This window comes from Promicromonospora sp. NPDC090134 (assembly GCF_044746965.1).
Lineage (GTDB): Bacteria > Actinomycetota > Actinomycetes > Actinomycetales > Cellulomonadaceae > Promicromonospora.
Map to the genome: position 1 here is coordinate 556,716 of NZ_JBIVCZ010000001.1, position 17,633 is coordinate 574,348.

Consider the following 17,633-nt stretch of genomic DNA (forward strand, 5'->3'; position numbering starts at 1 on the left):
GCACATGCCGCCCATTCCTGGCGAAGGAGACAGCAGATGCGTGTCAGAGCAGGTGCGGCGGCGGCAGTCGCCGCAGTCCTGGTGGTCGGGGGTGCGGCGGCTTCCGTCGCGGTCCCGGCGAGCCCACCGGGAGCCTCGACGTCCGCCACGAGCGGGTCCACCCCGGCGACCGTCACGCTGATCACGGGTGACCGGGTCACCCTGGCCCGGTCCTCCGGGCACCCCCGGCTGGTCGGCATCGAGCACGGGCCGGGGCGCGACGGCATCGGCTTCCACCAGCAGGTGGTGGACGACCGGCTGTACGTCATCCCGACGGACGTGGCCGGCCTGGTCCCGGACCGTCTCGATCGAGAGCTGTTCGACGTCGCCCGCCTGGCCGACGACGAGCGGCACCGGTCCCGGGGCACCGTCCCCGTCATCGTCCAGGCGGCGCCCGGGGCCGGAGGGGCGGCGAGGGGCGCGCGGGCGGCGTCGACCGAACCCGACTGGGCGGACCTGGGCATCAGGCCCGAGCGCGAGCTGGAGTCCGTCGGCGCCGTGGCGGCGGACCTCGACCGGGCCGCGGCCGCCGACCTGCTGGCTGCCCTCCAGGAGCCGACGGCAGACGCCCGGACGACGCCGTCACCGGCGTCCGACCTGAAGGTCTGGCTCGACGCGCCGGTCGAGGCGCTCGACGCGGACTCGACGCCCCAGATCGGCGCGCCCGAGGCCTGGGACGCCGGGTACACGGGCGAGGGCGTGACCGTGGCGGTCCTCGACACGGGAGTGGACACCACCCATCCCGACCTGGACGACGTGCAGGTCGGCTCGCGCGACTTCACCGGATCGGGCAGCACCGCCGACCGTGTCGGGCACGGCACGCACGTCGCCTCCATCGCCCTCGGCTCCGGAGACGCGTCCGGGGGCGTGAACCGCGGGGTGGCGTCCGGCGCCGACCTGCTGGTCGGCAAGGTCCTGGACGACGACGGCTACGGCCAGACGTCCTGGATGATCGACGGGATGGAGTGGGCTGCCGGTGAGGGGGCCGACGTCGTCAACCTCAGCCTCGGCCAGCCCGGGAACTACAGCGACGGGACGGACCCCGGGTCCCTGGCCGTGAACGCGCTGAGCGCCGAGCACGGCACCCTCTTCGTCGTCGCCGCGGGTAACGAGGGGGAGTACGGCAACGGGACGGTGACCGCACCCGGGTCCGCCGCTTCCGCCCTCACGGTGGGGGCTGTCGACGACTCGGACGAGGTCACCTGGTTCTCCAGCCGCGGTCCGCGCGCAGGGGACGACGGCCTCAAGCCGGATGTGACCGCTCCCGGCGCCGCCGTCGTTGCGGCCCGGGCGGCCGGGACGGCGATGGGCGCGGTCGTGGACGACGACCACGTCTCCGCCTCGGGGACGTCGATGGCGGCCCCGCACGTCACGGGCGCCGCCGCGGTGCTCAAGCAGGCCCGGCCGGAGCTCACGGGCCCGGAGATCAAGGCGATCCTCATGGGCTCGGCCGAGCACACCTCCGGGACGGTCTGGGACGAGGGAGCCGGCCGGATCTACCTGCCGACCGCCTTGGCCCAGCGGGTCGAGGCCGCGCCGGCGTCGCTCTCCTTCGGCACCCTCAGGTTCCCGCAGACGGGGTTCGAGACGCGGGCCCTCACGTACGAGAACCCGACGGACGCCGAGGTCACCCTCGATCTCGAGGCGGACGCGACCGACCCGGACGGCGAGCCCGTGCCGGCCGGCGCGCTCACCCTCTCGGCGGCCTCGTTGACCGTTCCCGCGCAGGGCACCGCCACCGTGGACGTCACCGTGGACCGCACCACCGGCGGGGCCGGGCGTTCCTCCGGGGTGGTCGTCGCTGCCGCCGCCGACGGCGGTGAGATCCGCACCGCCCTCGGCTGGTCCAAGGAGTCCGAGCGCTACGACCTGACGATCGAGGCGGTCGGCAGGGACGGCGAGGCGCACGACGGCGAGGTGGGCGTGCTGAACGTCGACGACGGCACCGTGCTCAACCGCTCCGTCCAGCTCGACGGCGGCCGGGAGACCCTGCGGGTCCCGACCGGGACGTACTCGGTCGTCGGCGACCTGTACGAGGTAGACGCGGACGGCGAGATCACCGGGCTGACGACGGCCGTCGAGCCTGAGATCGAGGTGACCGCGGACACCACCGTGGTCCTCGACGCACGCCGGGCCGAGCCGGTCACCGTCACCACCGAGCGGCCGGCGGAGCGGCAGTCGGTCACCGTTGGCGCCTTCCGGACCGACGTGCCCGACGGCCACCTCAACGGACGCAGCAACACCGTTCCCGGTGACACCGACGTCTACCTGACGCCGACCGGTCCGGCCTCCGAGGGCGGCCTGGACGTCAGCGTGGGGTTCGCCCTGGCCGCACCGACCACCGGCGAGCAGGCTCCCGCGTACGTGTACGACCTGATGTACGTCCAGGACTCCCTGGGGACGCCCGCGTTCGCGGCGACGTCGGAGAACACCGCGGCGGTCCAGGTCGGGCACGCCGATCTCGGCCCCGGCGCCCAGGTGCGGGGCGCACGGTTCGCCGAGGTCCCCGGGAGGTGGTGGATCAATCGTCCCGAGTACCGCCGGGCGGTCGACCCGGGCAGCGTCCGCACCGAGTACCTCAGCCCGGACGTGAACTGGTTCGGCGGCTCCAGCATCGTGCCGGACGACGGCTCGGAGGCAGTGTTCTTCTACGGCGAGGGCCGCACGTACGCACCGGGCGAGGAGGACACGGAGACCATCGGCGGCGCGGTGATCAACGCCCGGCTCCGTGTGGACGGCCTGTTCCAGACCCAGGGCGACACGCTCGCCCTGGACGTCCCGGGCTGGACCGACGCCGACGGGCACCCGTCCTCGGGGTACGAGCTGTCCGATCACCTGGCGGTGTGGCAGGACGGCGCCCAGGTGGTCGACGTCGACGGCTACCGGGCGGACGTCCCCGTCCCCGCCGGGGGAGCTGACTACCGCGTCGTCCTGGACAGTGAGCGGGACCTGAGCTGGTGGAACCGGTCCACGAGCGTGCGCACCGAGTGGGCCTTCCACGCCGGGCCCGCGGGTCTCGGCGCCGATCCGGTCGACCTGCCCGTGCTGGACGTCGCGCTCGACGTCGACGGCATGGACCTGGCGAACACGGCACCCGCGCGGACCAGGGCCACCGTGTCCGTCGGGCACCAGGCCGGGAGCGCGGGCGGCAAAGTCACCGGGGCGCGGCTGTGGTGGTCGCCGGACGACGGCGCCACCTGGCGCAAGGCGGCGCTGCACCGGACCGGCGCGGGCGTCTACGCCGCTGACCTACGGGTCCCGGCGGGTACGGCGCACGTCTCGCTCCGCGTCGAGGCCGAGGACAGGGCGGGAACGACGTTCAAGCAGACGGTGGTCCGCGCCTACGGCGTCCGCTGACCCACCACCGCACCGCACCGCGCGTGTCGGATCCACAGGCCACCCGGTGACCTGTGGATCCGACACGTCTTCTTCTATCCCAACGATCTCGGCGCACCCGGCGTCTGCCCTGGTGAAGGCGGTATCCGGCCGCCGGCATCCTCATGAGGGAGACGGGTAGATGCGCGCCAGAACGGGTGCAGCGGCAGCCGCGATCGCGGTGGCGGTCGCGCTGGGTACTGGGGTACCGGCGTGGTCGTCCGGGACGACGGGTTCCGGTGGGGAGCAAGCCGGGGCGACGGGCGGGACGGCGGCCGCGGGCGCGTCGTCCGCGACGGTCACCCTGATCACGGGCGACCAGGTCGACGTCGGGCGGTACCCCGACGGGCGCCGGTCCGTCACGATCCGCCCTGCGGCGGGCCGCGAGGGGATCGCCTTCCAGAAGCTCGTCGAGGGCGACAGCGTGCGGGTGATCCCCGGCGACGTCGCGCGCCTCGTGCCCGACCGCCTGGACCCGGCGCTGTTCGAGGTGACGGGGCTCGTCGCCGCCGGGTACGACGACGAGCACCGGGACACCGTCCCGGTCATCGTGCAGGACGCGGCGGTGGCGGACGCCGCCGCGACCGCGGGCAAGCCCGGTGCGGCGGGCGGGCCGGCCGCGGCCGGCCGGGCGCAGCCCGACGAGCTGGACTGGGCAGCCCTCGGCCTCGAGCCCGAGCGGAGCCTGCCCTCGGTCGGCGCGGTCTCGGCAGACCTGGACCAGGCCGCGGCCGCCGACCTGCTCGCGACGCTGGACCGGGCCCCGGCGACCCGCTCGGCGGCACCGGGCGCGGACGACGCGCCGGCCGTGAAGGTCTGGCTGGACGGGCACGTCGAGGCGCTCGACGCGGGCTCGATGCCGCAGATCGGCGCGCCGACCGCCTGGGACGCCGGGCTCACCGGCGACGGCGTGACCGTCGGGGTGCTCGACTCCGGCCTCGACGCGACCCACCCCGACCTCGACGACGTGCTGGTCGGGGCACGCGACTTCACCGGCTCCGGCGACACCGAGGACCGGTACGGCCACGGCACGCACGTGGCCTCGATCGCCCTGGGTTCGGGCGCGGCGTCGGACGGCGAGAACCGCGGCGTGGCCCCCGACGCCGACCTCCTGGTCGGCAAGGTGCTCGACGACTTCGGCGGCGGTGAGTCGTCGTCGATCATCGACGGCATGGAGTGGATCGCGGAGGCGGGCGCCGACGTGGTGAACATGAGCCTCGGCGAGTCCGAGCGCTACACCGACGGCACGGACCCGTTCTCGATGGCCGTGGACACGCTGAGCGCCCGGTTCGGGACGCTCTTCGTCGTGGCCGTGGGCAACGAGGGCCTGTACGGCGCCGTGGTCCCGCCGGGAGCGGCGAACTCGGCCCTGACGGTGGGCGCCGTCGACGACGACGACCAGGTCGCCTACTTCTCCAGCCGTGGCCCGCGCGTGGGGGACTCCGCGATCAAGCCGGACATCACGGCGCCGGGCGTCGAGATCGTCGCGGCGCGTGCCGTCGGCACCAACGAGGGGGAGAGCGACGGCCCCTACACGGCCTGGAGCGGCACCTCCATGGCCGCGCCGCACGTGGCCGGCGCGGCCGCAGTGCTCAAGCAGGCCCGCCCCGAGCTGACGGGGCCGCAGCTCAAGGCCGTGCTCATGGGCTCGGCCCGGCACACCAGCGGGGGCGCGTTCGACGAGGGCGCCGGCCGCGTCTTCGTGCCCGCCGCGCTCGACCTGCCCGTCACGCCGACGCCCGCGTCGCTGTCGTTCGGCGCCTTCGAGTACCCGCAGGAGGGCACCTCGACGCAGACCCTCACCTACGAGAACCCGGGCGACGCCGCGGTCACGCTCGACCTCGCGGTCGAGGCGTCCGACCAGGACGGCGAGCCGCTGCCCGACGGCACCGTCACGCTCGACGCCACGTCCCTGACGGTGCCCGCCGGGGGGACGGCGGCCGTCGAGGTCGGCGTCGACCGTACGGTCGGCGACGTCGAGCGCCGCTACTCGGGTGCGGTCATCGCCACGGACGCCGAGGGCCGCGAGGTCCGCACGCCGCTCGGCTACTACAAGGAGCCGGACCTCGCCGACCTGAACGTCCGGACCCTCGGGCGCGACGGCGAGCCGCACACCGGGTCCTCCAGCGTGCGCGTCGTGAATGTGGACGACCCGACGCTGTTCGACAAGCACGGGGAGATCGGCCCCGAGGGCCTGGATCTGCGGGTCCCGCCGGGCCGGTACTCGGTCACGGGCTTCCTGTGGACCACCGACGAGGAGTACGTCGTCTCCGAGGTCTCCGCGGTGCTCCGGCCCGAGGTGACGGTCGCCGACGACACCACGGTCGTGCTCGACGCCCGCGAGGCGCGCGAGCTCACCGTGTCCGCCCACCGGCCGGCCGCGGTCCGCTGGATCGCGCTGGACGACACCCGGACGACGGCGGCGGGCGACGACCCGTACGGGTTCGGCACCGTGGTCGGGGGCGAGGCGAGGGCGTACGCGACGCCGACGGACGCGCCCGTCACGGTCGGCACGTACGACCTGCAGACCCACTTCGTTCTGGAGCAGCCGGTGTCGCCGGGCCGGGCGCCGTCGTACACCTACGACCTGCTGTACACGCAGGACGTGGTGGACACGTTCCGCTTCAGGGCGACGGCCCGCGACACGGCGGCGGTCACGACCACGTACGCGTCCCTCGGTACCGACCACACCGCCGAGAGCGCCCGGGTCGGCACCGCGCCGGGGCACCTGTGGGGCTCGGCCGTGGGGAGCCCGGTCGCGATACCGGGCAAGCGCACCGAGTACCTGAGCGCGAACGGCGTCGACTGGGGCCACCAGGTGTACACGGGCTCGGTGGACGACCCGCAGCAGGGTTGGTTCGACTCCGTGGCGCGCACCTACGTGCCACGGGAGAAGGCCCGGACCACGGTGGGTGGCGCTGTCCTGAGCACGCGGCCGGGAGCCGGCGCGTTCACGGTCGCGGACGGCACGCTCGGCGTCCGCCTCGTGCCGTGGAGCGACGCGGAGGGGCACCCGTTCGCAGGCTCCGGCGGGCAGAGCACGCGCCTCCGCGTCTGGCAGGACGGCGAGGCCGTGCTCGACCAGACGCGGGCCTCGGCCGAGGTGGCACTCCCCGCGGGCGGCGCCGCTCATCGCGTGGTCCTCGACGCCCGCCGGGAGGCGTCCTGGTGGGAGCGGTCCACGCGGACGAGCACCGAGTGGAGGTTCCGCGCGGCGCCGGGTGACGCCACCGGTCCGGCCGTGCTCGACGTCGGCTACGCCGTCAAGGGGGTCGACGTGCGCAACGAGGCACCCCGCGGCACCCGGGTCACGCTCACGGTCGGGCACCAGACCGCCGCCCAGGACGGCCGGTCCGCGAGGAACCGGGTCACGTCCGCCCGCCTGTGGTGGTCCGCGGACGACGGCGCCACCTGGCACGCCGCGTCCCTCACCGACCAGCGGCCGGGGAGGTTCACCGGGACGGTGCGGGTGCCGCAGGGCACCGAGCACGTCTCGCTCCGCGTCGAGGCGCGGGACGCGTCGGGCGGCACGGTGAAGCAGACGGTGATCCGCGCGTACGCCGTCCGCTGACCTGCGGCCCGAGCCACGCGCACGTGTCAGACGTACAGGTCCCTGGGGTGACCTGTACGTCTGACACGTGCGCTTCGGTGGAGCCGTGAGATCGTCGGGGCCCGTTACCCCGGCGCGCGAGCGGACATCTCAAGACGTGACGACCTTACGAAGCCTGCCCGACGGTGATCCCCCGTCGGACGAGGACCGGATCACCGAGCTCTGGCGCGCGTACGCCTGGCGCGTCCAGGCCTACGCCCTGCGCCACGTGGAACCGCACGACGCGCAGGAGGTGGTCTCCGAGACCTTCCTCGTCGCGTGGCGGCGCCTGGCGAGCCTGCCCGGCGACCCGCTGCCCTGGTTGCTGGTGGTGGCACGGAATGTGGTGCGCAACCAGCGCCGCGCCGCCCGACGCCGCAGCGCGGTCGAGGGGGAGCTCGTCCGCCTGGCGCGCGTCGCGCGGACGGCGGAGGACACCGTGGTGACCGTGAGCCGCCGCGACTCGATGATCGCGGCGTTGCTCCGGCTCGCGCCGAAGGAGCGGGAGGCCCTGCTGCTCACCGGGTGGGACGGGCTCGCGCCGGCCGACGCCGCGCGGGTGGCCGGATGCTCGGTCGCGGCGTTCAAGATGCGGCTGTCGCGTGCGCGCCGCCGGCTCGAGTCCGAGAGCGCGGAGCTGCCGACGTCGTCCGCGACCGGCGAGCGCCGCCCGACCCCTGGGGCCGGTCCCGCCGGCACCGTGACCGACCCGGCCGTGAGGAGGGCACGATGAACCGCACGAGGTACGAAGACCTGCAGGAGCTCGCACCGGACGGCGCCGTGGACGACACCGGCCTGGAGGTCGCGCGCGCGGCCTTCGAGCGAGGCCTCCGCGGCGAGCGCGCCGAGGCCACGTTCACCGTGGGCACTCACGGGCACCTCGTCGCGCAAGGTTCGCGGCGCGCCGGGGGACCGGGCCGGGCACTCGTCGCACTGACCGCGGGCGTGCTGCTGCTCGGGGTCGGAACGTTCGGAGCGGTGCTGATCAGAGACATCGCCCAGCCGGCGAACTTCGGTACCCCGGCCGGTGTACCGAACCCCACAACCGGCTCGACGGTTGCGCCGCCATCGGCTACGCCGGGGAACGGGACAACCATGCAGTGCGACGATCTCAACTCGAGCGTCGAGATGGCCCCGGAAATCCCGCCGTCGGAATGGTCCGGCGTGCTGGACCACGGCTGGACGCTGCCGGACGTCCCGGTGACGGCCTCGCCGACGCTGCGCGGTGCGCCGCTGGAGTGCGCGGGGCAGACTGCCGCGGTGGTGTTCGCCGACGCGGCAGAGGGGCGGGCCGTGGCCGTGTACCCGGGACGGCGGTCGGTGGACCTCCCGATTCCGCGTGCCTCGTTGAACGAGGCGGAGGTAGGGACAGTCGGGTCGGGAGACCACTACGTGGAGTGGATCGACGAGTCCGGTCATCCCTGGTACGCCCAGGGCGGTGGCATCTCGGCCGAGGAGTTCCGGGTAATCCTGGAGTCCCTCACCTACGGCCCGGACGGTTCCGCGACAGGTCCAGTGCCTGACGGGCTCGAGCAGGTCGAGGTACCGGAGGTGGCGCCTGGCACGACGCTGTACCTCTGGCAGATGTGGCACGACGACGTCAACTCGTACCTCTGGGTGACATGGCCGGTCACGACGCCGATCGAGGCGGGTCTCGCCGACGGGCGTGACTACGAGGCGGTCGAGTTCGACGGTGGCGTCGCCCTCTACAGTGGGGGCCTGCCAGGTGTGGGGGCCAACCCGCCGAGCCTCAGGTGGGACAGGAACGGTGCCCGCTTCTGGCTCCTGGACTCCGACGCGGACCTGGAGACGCTCAAGGCACGCGCGCGTTCCGTCCGTCCTCTCGAGCTCGACGACCCACGGCTGGTGCCCTTCTTGCGCCGCTGACCCGACGTGCCGGCGCACGTGTCAGACGTACAGGTCTCCCGGGTGACCTGTACGTCTGACACGTGCCGGCGGTTGGCCGGTGTAGCCTCCTGCGCGAGATGAGCGAGCACGTGACCAGCGGCGACGGTGACCTTCCCACGCCCGACGACGGCACCCCGGCCGCCCGGACAGCACACGCCGGCAAGCCGCCGATCCGCCTGATCTACGTCCCCGGGCTCGGCGACCGGATGCCGCCGCTGGTACACCTCCAGCGCGAGGCGCTGCGCACCTGGCGCGCTCTCGGCGTGCGCACCACGATGTTCCGTGTGCGCTGGTCGTCCGACGCGTCGTTCGAGGAGCGGCTGGACCGGCTCGACGCCCTGGTCGACCAGTTCGAGCAGCGGGGCGAGCGCGTGGCCCTCATGGGCGCGTCCGCCGGCGCGGGCGCGGTGCTCGCGGAGTACGCCCGACGCCGTTCGATCGTCGCCGTCGTGATCATCGCCGGGAAGTTCCTCGAACCCGAGGACATCATCAAGCCCGTGCTCGAACACAACGCGCCGTTCGCCCAGTCGCTGTCCGCGGTACCGAAGCTTCTGGAGGAACTGGGACCGGAGGACCGGGCCAGGATCCTGAGCCTGCGCTCGGCGCGGGACGGCGTGGTCGACGACGAGGACACCCTGCTCGAGGGTGCCGTCAACGAGACGATGCGCGTGGTGGGCCACGTGATCGCGATCGGGTACGCGCTGATGTTCCGGGCGCGGCGGGTCGTCCGGTTCCTGCGCGAGGTCGTGACGGACTGACGGTCGGTTCCTGATACGCGACGCGCCGCCGCCACTATCGCAAGTTCAGCTTGGCATATTGACCTTGCCAAACTACGTTTGTAAAGTGAGAACCGACCTGGTCATAGTCGACAGCGCGCGCAAGCGCGGCTACGCCGATGAGGACCTTCTTCATGCGATCGCCAGGGCCATTCGCATGATCGTGCAGTCCGCCGGCATGACGATGTACATCGGCCCGGACCGGGCAGGGCGAATCATGGAGGTGGGCACCATCCAGCGCTCGGGGCGAGAGATCGTCGCCCATGCGATGCGCCCGGCGCGAGGCAAGTACCTCCCGGAGACACCACGACGACGTAGGCGGTGAATCATGACTGAACTGACGCCCGAGGAGCTCGCCGAGATCGAGCGCCGCTTCGAGAACTTCGACATAGGCACTGCTGACGTCTACGACGTCGACGTCGACGAGTTGCCGCCGCAGGTGGTGCTCACCCGTGCGATGGCGGAGCGAGAGCTGTTGCTGCGGCAAGCCGATGAGGTGATGCACGACGCGATCGGTACGGCCCGTGCGGCGAACCTCTCGTGGCACAAGATCGGCATCGTCCTGGGGACCACTGGCGAGGCCGCACGACAGCGCTACACCAAGCGCACCAGCAGCTCAGGCATCACTCGTGTGAAGAACGGCGAGAGTACCCGTGGCGCGAAGGGGCGCCTCAGCGCCTGACCCTGCCGTGCCAGGTCGTGCCGGACTGAGCCGGACCCGCGCCGTTCCGCGGCCCGAAGTGCTACCGTGTCTCACATCGTGAGCACCTTCCTCTGTACCTGCTGTCGCCGCTGAGCGGTCGCCCACCGGGCGACCCCCTGGCGCGACTCCTCGCGCCGCCGACAGCAGCTCCTGCTCACATCGCATCCCCGTGCACGCGCACCGGGCTCCCGCACTCCTCCGTCCGGAGGCGTCGGAGCACCCGGGCGAGGTCTCGGCGATGCCGGGGCGGCCGCCGTCGGCGCACCCACCCGGCATCCTCGAAAGGACCCTCACCATGCCCGGCATCCCCGTACTGGACCTCTCGCTGCTCGACGGCGGCCCCGGCGACCAGGCCCGTTTCCGCGACGAGCTGCGGCGCGCGACCCACGAGGTCGGCTTCTTCTCCCTGGTCGGCCACGGCGTCCCGCGGGAGCTGATCGACCGCGCGTACGCCACCGCCCGCGAGTTCTTCGCGCTCCCCGAGGAGCAGAAGCGCGCGATCGAGAACGTGCACAGCCGCCACTTCCGCGGCTGGACGCGGATGGGCGGCGAACGCACGCTCGGCCGCGTGGACCAGCGCGAGCAGATCGACATCGGCGCCGAGCGGCCGGCGGTGCCCGCCGGACCCGGCGTCCCCGAGTACTGGGCCCTGGAGGGCCCGAACCTCTGGCCCGAGTCCCTGCCGGCCCTGCGGGAGGTCGCCGAGGAGTGGCTGGGCCGGCTCGACAGCGTCGCGACCCGGCTGCTGCGGGCGTGGGCCGAGTCGCTCGGCGCGCCGTCGGACACGTTCGACGCGGTATTCGAGCGGCCCTCGCCCCACCTGAAGATCGCCCGCTACCCGGGGGTCGAGGTGGCGGCGCCCGCGCAGGGCGTCGGCGCGCACAAGGACCTCGGCGTGCTCACGCTCCTCTCGGTCGAGGACGGCAAGGCGGGCCTCCAGGTCGAGAAGGACGGCGAGTGGCTTGACGTCGTCCCGCCCGCCGGGGCGTTCGTCGTGAACATCGGTGAGCTGCTGGAGATCGCGACGGACGGCTACCTCAAGGCGACGCTGCACCGTGTCGTGTCCCCGCCGGCCGGCACACAGCGCATCTCGATCCCGTACTTCCACGGGCCCGCGTTGGACGCGACCATCCCGGACGTCGAGCTGCCGGAGTCGCTCCGCGCCGCCGCGCCGGGCGTGACGGCGGACCCGGCGAACCCGCTGCACGCCGTGTTCGGCGACAACTGGCTCAAGAGCCGCGTGCGGGCCCACCCGAACGTGGTGGAGGCCCAGCACCCGCACCTGCTCCAGGCGGCAGCCGGGCGCTCGGAGTAGCCGGCCTTACGGGCGCTTCAGAAACAGTGCGCATCCGGACTCTTGTCTCCGGTATCGCGGCGTCCGCAGACTCTGGCCATGACGATCTCCCAGGACACCTCCGCCGCCGTCGCCCACTTCGCGGGGCGCCTCGCCTTCGAGACCGACGTCAGCGACGTCCACGCGGCGCTCGCCGCGAACAGCCCGTTCACGCTGGTCGACGTCCGCTCCCCGGCGTGCTGGGACCAGGGCCACATCCCCGGCGCCGTGCACCTGCCCGGCGGCAAGGTGCGCCTGCGGGCCGGGCAGACCGTCGACCGGGACAAGCCCGTGGTCGTGTACTGCTGGGGTCCGGCCTGCAACGGTGCGACCAAGGCGGCCCTGGAGTTCGCGAGGCTCGGCTACGAGGTCAAGGAGATGATCGGCGGGTTCGAGTACTGGGTCCGGGAGGGCTTCGCCTACGAGACGGCGACCGGCCCGGTCCAGCCGGAGGCGGACCCGCTGACGGCACCGGTCTGACGGGCTGCGGCGTGGTGGCCGGGCCGCTGGTTCGGCAGTTTGGCAACGACGTCGGCAGCTGGCATCGAGATCGGCACAGGCCTGTGCCGACCTCGATGCCAGCTGCCGACCTCACGCGGCCCGGCGGCGCCAGGGTCACGCCGGGCGGTAGCGGTTCTCCGGGCGGCCCGTCGCGCCGTAGCGGGGTGCGACCTGGGCGTACCCCTCCGTGACCAGGTGCTCCAGGTAACGGCGGGCGCTGACGCGCGACATCCCGACCGCCTCGGCGACCTCGGCCGCCGAGGCGTCGGCGCCGGCCGCGTCGCCGTCCGCGGTGCCGGCGCACAGTCGCGCCAGTGCCGCCCGGACCAGGTCGCGGCTGCGGCCGGAGAGCCCCTTGGGCAGCCGGTCGGCGGAGCGCGGCCCGGCCAGGAGCTGGTCCACCTCGTCCTGGTCGAGGGTGTCCTGGGCCCGGCGCACGTCCTCGCGCCGCTGCCACACCTCGTCGAGCCGCTCCCGCAGCGCGGCCGACGTGAAGGGTTTGACCAGGTAGGCGACCACCCCGCCCGCCATGGCCTGGCGCACGCTGTCCAGCTCGCGCGCGGCCGTCGTGGCGACGACGTCGACCGGCGGCCCCGGCAGCATCCGCAGCCGCTGCAGCACGTCGAGCCCGCCGATGTCCGGCAGGTGCAGGTCGAGCAGCACCAGGTCGGGGCGCAGCGCGGACACGAGGCGCAGCGCGTCCGCGCCGGTCCGGGCCTCGCCCACGACGACGAACCGGGGGTGGCTCTCCACGAAGCCCCGGTGGACGGTCGCGACGGCCGGGTCGTCCTCGACGACGAGCGTCCGTGCCAGCTCGGTCACGACCGGACCTCCGGAGCCTCGGCACCCGCACGAACGCCGGCGCCCGTACCGGCCCCCACGCCTGCCCGGGCCCGCCCGGCGGCGATCGCCGCCGGCACCGGCAGCTCGACCCGCACGCGTGCCCCGCCGAGGTCCCCGGTCCCGAGCACCACCTCGCCGTCGCGCCGGTCCACCACGCGTCGCACGAGGGCCAGGCCGATGCCCCGGCTGTGCTCCCGGTCGCCGGGCACCTTCGTCGAGAACCCCGCCTTGAACACCTGGTGGTGCAGCGCCGCGGGGATGCCCGGGCCGTCGTCGTCCACCTGGAGGCGCAGCCGCGCCCCGTCGGTCCCGAGCAGCACGCGGACCCGGCCGTCCGGCCCCGCGGCGTCCACCGCGTTGTCGATCAGGTTGCCCAGCACGATGAGGGCGTCGGTGTGCAGTGCCGAGCTGTCCGGCGTCGTCGGCGCGTCGAGCGCGGACTCGTCCGCGACGTCGAGCGTCACGCCCCGCTCCCGCGCGGTGATCGCCTTGACCAGCAGCAGCGCGGCGATCTCGGGGGACCGGACGCCCGGCGCGACGGCGGACGCGGTGAGCAGCCCGCCGTGGCCGGAGCGCTCGATGAACGCGACCGCCTCCTCCGTGCGACCCAGCTCCAGCAGCCCCGAGATGACGTGCACGGTGTTGGCGAACTCGTGCGACTGGGAGCGCAGGGCGTCCGTGAGCCCGCGGGTCTCCAGCAGGGTCGCGATGTCCTCGGGTTCGAGCAGGTAGATCCTGCGGCGCACCAGGCGCGTCACCCAGGCCGCGCAGAGCACCCCGACGACGGCGGCCGCGGCGAGCGCGGCGAGCAGCCGGCCCCGGTCGTCGGTCAGGTCGGCGCGCAGCTCGGACTCCAGGATGCCGACGCTCGCGGTGCCGATCACGGGGGCGGGCGTGGAGTCGTCGGCCGCGTCGCCGAAGACGGGCACCTTGACGCGCCACGACGTGCCCAGGGTGCCGGTCTGGGTGCCCGTCCACACCTTGCCCGACAGCGGCACGGACGGGTCCGTCGACACCCGCTGTCCGATCTGCTCCGGGTCCGGGTGGGAGTAGCGCACGCCGTGCTCGTCGGTGACGACCACGTAGGTGACCTCGGAGGCCTCGCGGATCACCTCGGCGATCGGCTGGATCGTCGCGGCCGGGTCCTCGTCGTCGAACGCGTCGTGGATCGCGGGCAGGCGCGCGACCGACTGGGCCACGCCGGACATGCGGTCGACGTAGGCCTCGCGGAGCTGTCGTTCCTGCAGGGTGGAGGCCACGAGCCCGGTCGTGCACACGAGCACGAGCACGATGACGACCTGCAGCGCCAGGAGCTGCACCCGGAGCGTCATCGCTCTTCTCACGGGGGCCAGTGTGCACCGGTTGCCGGTCGGCGCGGTAGCCGCACGGCGTGACCGAAACGACCACAACCTTCGTTGCGACCAGAACCGGGCCGGCACGGCCGCCGCTCCCTACGCTCTCGCCCGGACGGACAGAGGACCGGCGGTGTAGCCGGCCCCGACCGTCCGCACACGCATCCGCTCGAGGAGGAGACATGCGCATCATCCGGTCCGGGGCTGCCCCCGTCGGAATCGTCCTGGCACTGGCGCTCGCCGGCTGTTCGGCCCTGGAGTCGAACGGCGGTGGCGGCGACACCGCGATCGACGAGCTCAGCATCGTCGTGCCCGCCGGGCCCGGCGGCGGCTGGGACCAGACCGGCCGCGCCATGCAGGCCGACCTGCAGGAGGAGGGCCTGGTCGGCTCGGCCACGGTCACCAACGTGGACGGCGCGGGCGGCACGGTGGGCCTGGCGAACATCGCCAACGCCACTGACCCGAACACTCTGCTCGTGATGGGCCTGGTCATGGTGGGGGCCGTCGAGACCAACCAGTCGCAGGCCCGGATCGAGCACACCACCCCGATCGCGCGCCTCACCGAGGAGCAGGAGGTCATCGTGGTGCCGAAGGAGTCGCCATACCAGAACGTCGACGACCTCGTCGCCGACATCAAGGAGAACGGCAAGAAGGTCTCGATCACGGGCGGTTCGGCGGGCGGTACCGACCACATCCTCGCCGGGATGCTGCTCCAGGCCGGCGGCATCCCGTCGGAGAACATCGGGACCAAGCTCAACTACATCGCCTACTCCGGGGGCGGCGAGTCGCTGGCGGCCCTGCTGGGCAACAACGTGAGCGCGGGCATCTCGGGGGTCAGCGAGTACGCGGAGCAGGTAGCCGCGGGCGAGCTGCGGGCGCTCGCGGTCTCTGGCGAGGAGCGCGTCGAGGCCCTGCCCGACACGCCGACCCTCACCGAGGCCGGGTACGACGTCGTGCTCACCAACTGGCGCGGCGTGGTCGCCCCGGGCACGATCGACGACGCCGAGCGGGAGGCGCTGACCACCACGGTCACCGAGCTCGCCGAGTCCGAGTCGTGGCAGGCCACCCTGGAGGAGAAGGGCTGGGACGACGCCTTCCTCGCCGGCGACGAGTTCGACACGTACCTCGAGGGCAACATCGCGGAGTCCCTGACCGTGCTCAAGGACATCGGGCTCGTCCGGTGACGTCGGACGGCACGGCGCCCGAGGTGGCCGAACGGCCGCGCCGCAGGTGGGGCGAGCTCGTCCTGGCCCTGGCCATGACCGCCCTCGGGGCCTACGTGCTGGTGGCCGCCGGGAGCATCACGGTCCCGGGCTCGACCAACACGCTCGGCCCGCGGGCCTTCCCGTACCTGGTGGGCGGCATGCTCGTCGCCGCGGGCGTCGTGCTGACCGTCCTGATCCTGAGCGGCCGGGCCGGCGAGGAGGAGGGCGGCGAGGACGTCGACCCCACCGTCCGGACCGACTGGCTCACGGTGGTGCTGCTCGTGGTGGCCCTGGTGGTCCACGTGTTCGCGATCAACGTCGTGGGCTGGCCGTTCGCCGCCGCGCTCCTGTTCGCGGGCGCGGCGGTCATCCTGGGCGCCCGCCCCTGGTGGCGCGCCGCACTGGTCGGGCTCGTGCTGGGCCTGGTCATCCAAGTGATCTTCGGCGGGCTGCTGGGGCTGTCGCTCCCGGCCGGGCCGCTGCTGGAAGGGGTGCCGTTCCTCCGTGGATAATTTCTCGGCCCTGATCGACGGGTTCGCCACCGTGCTGCACCCGATGTACCTGCTGTACGCGCTGTTCGGCGTGTTCATCGGTACGGCGGTGGGCGTGCTGCCGGGCATCGGCCCGGCCATGGCCATCGCCCTGCTCCTGCCCCTGACGTACACGCTGGAGCCGACGGCGGCGATCATCCTCTTCGCCGGCATCTACTACGGCGGCATGTACGGCGGGTCGACCACGTCGATCCTGCTCAACACCCCCGGTGAGTCCTCCTCGATCGTCACGGCGATCGAGGGCAACAGGATGGCGCGCGCCGGGCGCGGTGCCGCCGCGCTCGCCACCGCCGCCATCGGCTCGTTCGTGGCGGGCTCGCTCGCCACCGTGGCGCTGACGTTCCTGGCGCCCGTGATCGCGCGCTGGGCGGTGCAGCTCGGCGAGCCCGACTACTTCGCCCTGATGGTGGTCGCCTTCGTCACCGTGGGCGCGCTGCTCGGGTCCTCGGTGCCGCGCGGGCTCGCCGCGCTCGCCCTCGGCCTGTTCCTCGGGCTGGTCGGCACGGACACGCTGACCGGCCAGCAGCGCTTCACGTTCGGCGTGCTCAACCTGGCCGACGGGATCGACGTCGTGATCGTCGCCGTCGGGCTGTTCGCCGTGGGAGAGGCCCTGTACGTGGGCTCGCGGATGCGGCACGGCCCGGTCCGGATCATCCCGGTCGAGAAGGGCTGGCGCACCTGGATGAAGCGCGACGACTGGCGTCGGTCCTGGAAGCCGTGGTTGCGCGGCGCCGTCATCGGCTTCCCCGTCGGCACCATCCCCGCGGGCGGGGCCGACGTCGCGACCTTCCTGTCCTACGCCGCCGAACGCCGGCTCGCCGGCCCGCGGCGCAAGCAGTTCGGCAGGGGCGCGATCGAGGGTGTGGCCGGGCCCGAGGCCGCCAACAACGCGGCGGCGTCGGGCGTGCTCGTGCCGCTGCTCACCCTGGGCCTGCCCACCACGGCGACGGCGGCGATCATCATCGTCGCGTTCCAGTCCTACGGCATCCAGCCCGGGCCGCTGCTGCTGCAGAGCGAGTCCGCCCTGGTGTGGGCGCTGATCGCCAGCCTGTACATCGGCAACCTCATGCTGGTGGTGCTCAACCTGCCGCTGGTGGGCATGTGGGTCAAGGTGCTGCGCATCCCGCGGCACTACCTGTACGCGGGCATCCTCCTGTTCGGCGCGCTGGGCTCGTACGCGCTGAACTTCTCGCCCGTGGACGTGCTGCTCCTGGTGCTCATCGGGCTGGCCGGGTTCTTCATGCGCCGGTACGGGTACCCCGTGGCGCCCCTGGTGGTCGGCATGATCCTCGGCCCGATGGCGGAGGACCGGCTGCGCCGCTCCCTCGCGATCAGCCAGGGCGACCTGACCTACCTCGTGAGCAGCCCGTTCGCGGCGACCGCGTACGTCGCGATCGTGGTGCTCCTGGTCGTGGGCCTGTGGCTCAAGCGTCGCGAGCGGGCCGAGGAGGCCTAGGG

Annotated in this window: 14 protein-coding genes; 12 read left to right on the forward strand and 2 right to left on the reverse strand. The window is 73.3% G+C overall.

The annotated features are described in order from the left end of the window. The first annotated feature begins 36 nt into the window (after positions 1-36). From ACIPN7_RS02425 to ACIPN7_RS02465, 9 genes are all read left to right on the forward strand, one after another. Entirely contained in the window at positions 37-3,396 is a 3,360-nt protein-coding gene (locus ACIPN7_RS02425; RefSeq protein WP_400537626.1) for a S8 family serine peptidase, read from the forward strand. 160 nt (positions 3,397-3,556) lie between these two features. Next, positions 3,557-6,985, forward strand: a complete 3,429-nt coding sequence (locus tag ACIPN7_RS02430; protein WP_400537628.1) for a S8 family serine peptidase — start codon at positions 3,557-3,559, stop codon at positions 6,983-6,985. A 136-nt stretch (positions 6,986-7,121) separates the two neighbouring features. Further along, positions 7,122-7,736 (forward strand): RNA polymerase sigma factor, encoded by a 615-nt coding sequence (locus tag ACIPN7_RS02435; protein WP_400537630.1) that lies wholly within the window; start codon positions 7,122-7,124, stop codon positions 7,734-7,736. Further along, positions 7,733-8,890, forward strand: coding sequence for a hypothetical protein (locus ACIPN7_RS02440; RefSeq protein WP_400537632.1), 1,158 nt, complete (start codon positions 7,733-7,735; stop codon positions 8,888-8,890). The genes ACIPN7_RS02435 and ACIPN7_RS02440 overlap by 4 nt, the downstream gene beginning before the upstream one ends. A gap of 98 nt (positions 8,891-8,988) precedes the next feature. After that, on the forward strand, positions 8,989-9,669 hold the full coding sequence (locus ACIPN7_RS02445) for a hypothetical protein (RefSeq protein ID WP_400537634.1): 681 nt from the start codon (positions 8,989-8,991) through the stop codon (positions 9,667-9,669). A gap of 85 nt (positions 9,670-9,754) precedes the next feature. Next, a complete protein-coding gene (locus tag ACIPN7_RS02450) occupies positions 9,755-10,012 on the forward strand; it encodes a hypothetical protein (protein WP_400537636.1) in 258 nt (85 codons plus the stop codon). 3 nt (positions 10,013-10,015) lie between these two features. Beyond that, on the forward strand, positions 10,016-10,369 hold the full coding sequence (locus ACIPN7_RS02455; protein WP_400537638.1) for a hypothetical protein: 354 nt from the start codon (positions 10,016-10,018) through the stop codon (positions 10,367-10,369). Between the two features lie 316 nt (positions 10,370-10,685). Further along, the gene (locus ACIPN7_RS02460; RefSeq protein ID WP_400537640.1) at positions 10,686-11,705 is read left to right on the forward strand and encodes an isopenicillin N synthase family dioxygenase; all 1,020 of its coding nucleotides are present in this window, start codon (positions 10,686-10,688) and stop codon (positions 11,703-11,705) included. A 78-nt stretch (positions 11,706-11,783) separates the two neighbouring features. Then, the gene (locus ACIPN7_RS02465) at positions 11,784-12,203 is read left to right on the forward strand and encodes a rhodanese-like domain-containing protein (RefSeq protein WP_400537642.1); all 420 of its coding nucleotides are present in this window, start codon (positions 11,784-11,786) and stop codon (positions 12,201-12,203) included. A 135-nt stretch (positions 12,204-12,338) separates the two neighbouring features. Here ACIPN7_RS02465 and ACIPN7_RS02470 read toward each other — a convergent pair whose 3' ends face one another. Then, positions 12,339-13,046 carry a response regulator gene (locus ACIPN7_RS02470; RefSeq protein WP_400537644.1) on the reverse strand — a complete coding sequence of 236 codons (708 nt, stop codon included), beginning with the start codon at positions 13,044-13,046 and terminating at the stop codon, positions 12,339-12,341. After that, entirely contained in the window at positions 13,043-14,410 is a 1,368-nt protein-coding gene (locus ACIPN7_RS02475) for an ATP-binding protein (protein WP_400537646.1), read from the reverse strand. Before ACIPN7_RS02475 ends, ACIPN7_RS02470 begins: the two co-directional genes overlap by 4 nt. A gap of 191 nt (positions 14,411-14,601) precedes the next feature. Between ACIPN7_RS02475 and ACIPN7_RS02480 the strand changes: the two genes are divergently transcribed. Genes ACIPN7_RS02480 through ACIPN7_RS02490 form a run of 3 tightly spaced genes read left to right on the forward strand, consistent with a single transcriptional unit; the run spans position 14,602 to position 17,631 of the window. Beyond that, complete coding sequence (locus ACIPN7_RS02480; protein WP_400537648.1) at positions 14,602-15,603, forward strand: Bug family tripartite tricarboxylate transporter substrate binding protein; 1,002 nt, start codon at positions 14,602-14,604, stop codon at positions 15,601-15,603. Beyond that, a complete protein-coding gene (locus ACIPN7_RS02485; RefSeq protein WP_400537649.1) occupies positions 15,600-16,136 on the forward strand; it encodes a tripartite tricarboxylate transporter TctB family protein in 537 nt (178 codons plus the stop codon). The genes ACIPN7_RS02480 and ACIPN7_RS02485 overlap by 4 nt, the downstream gene beginning before the upstream one ends. Beyond that, complete coding sequence (locus ACIPN7_RS02490) at positions 16,129-17,631, forward strand: tripartite tricarboxylate transporter permease (protein WP_400537651.1); 1,503 nt, start codon at positions 16,129-16,131, stop codon at positions 17,629-17,631. The genes ACIPN7_RS02485 and ACIPN7_RS02490 overlap by 8 nt, the downstream gene beginning before the upstream one ends. Positions 17,632-17,633 lie beyond the last annotated feature (2 nt).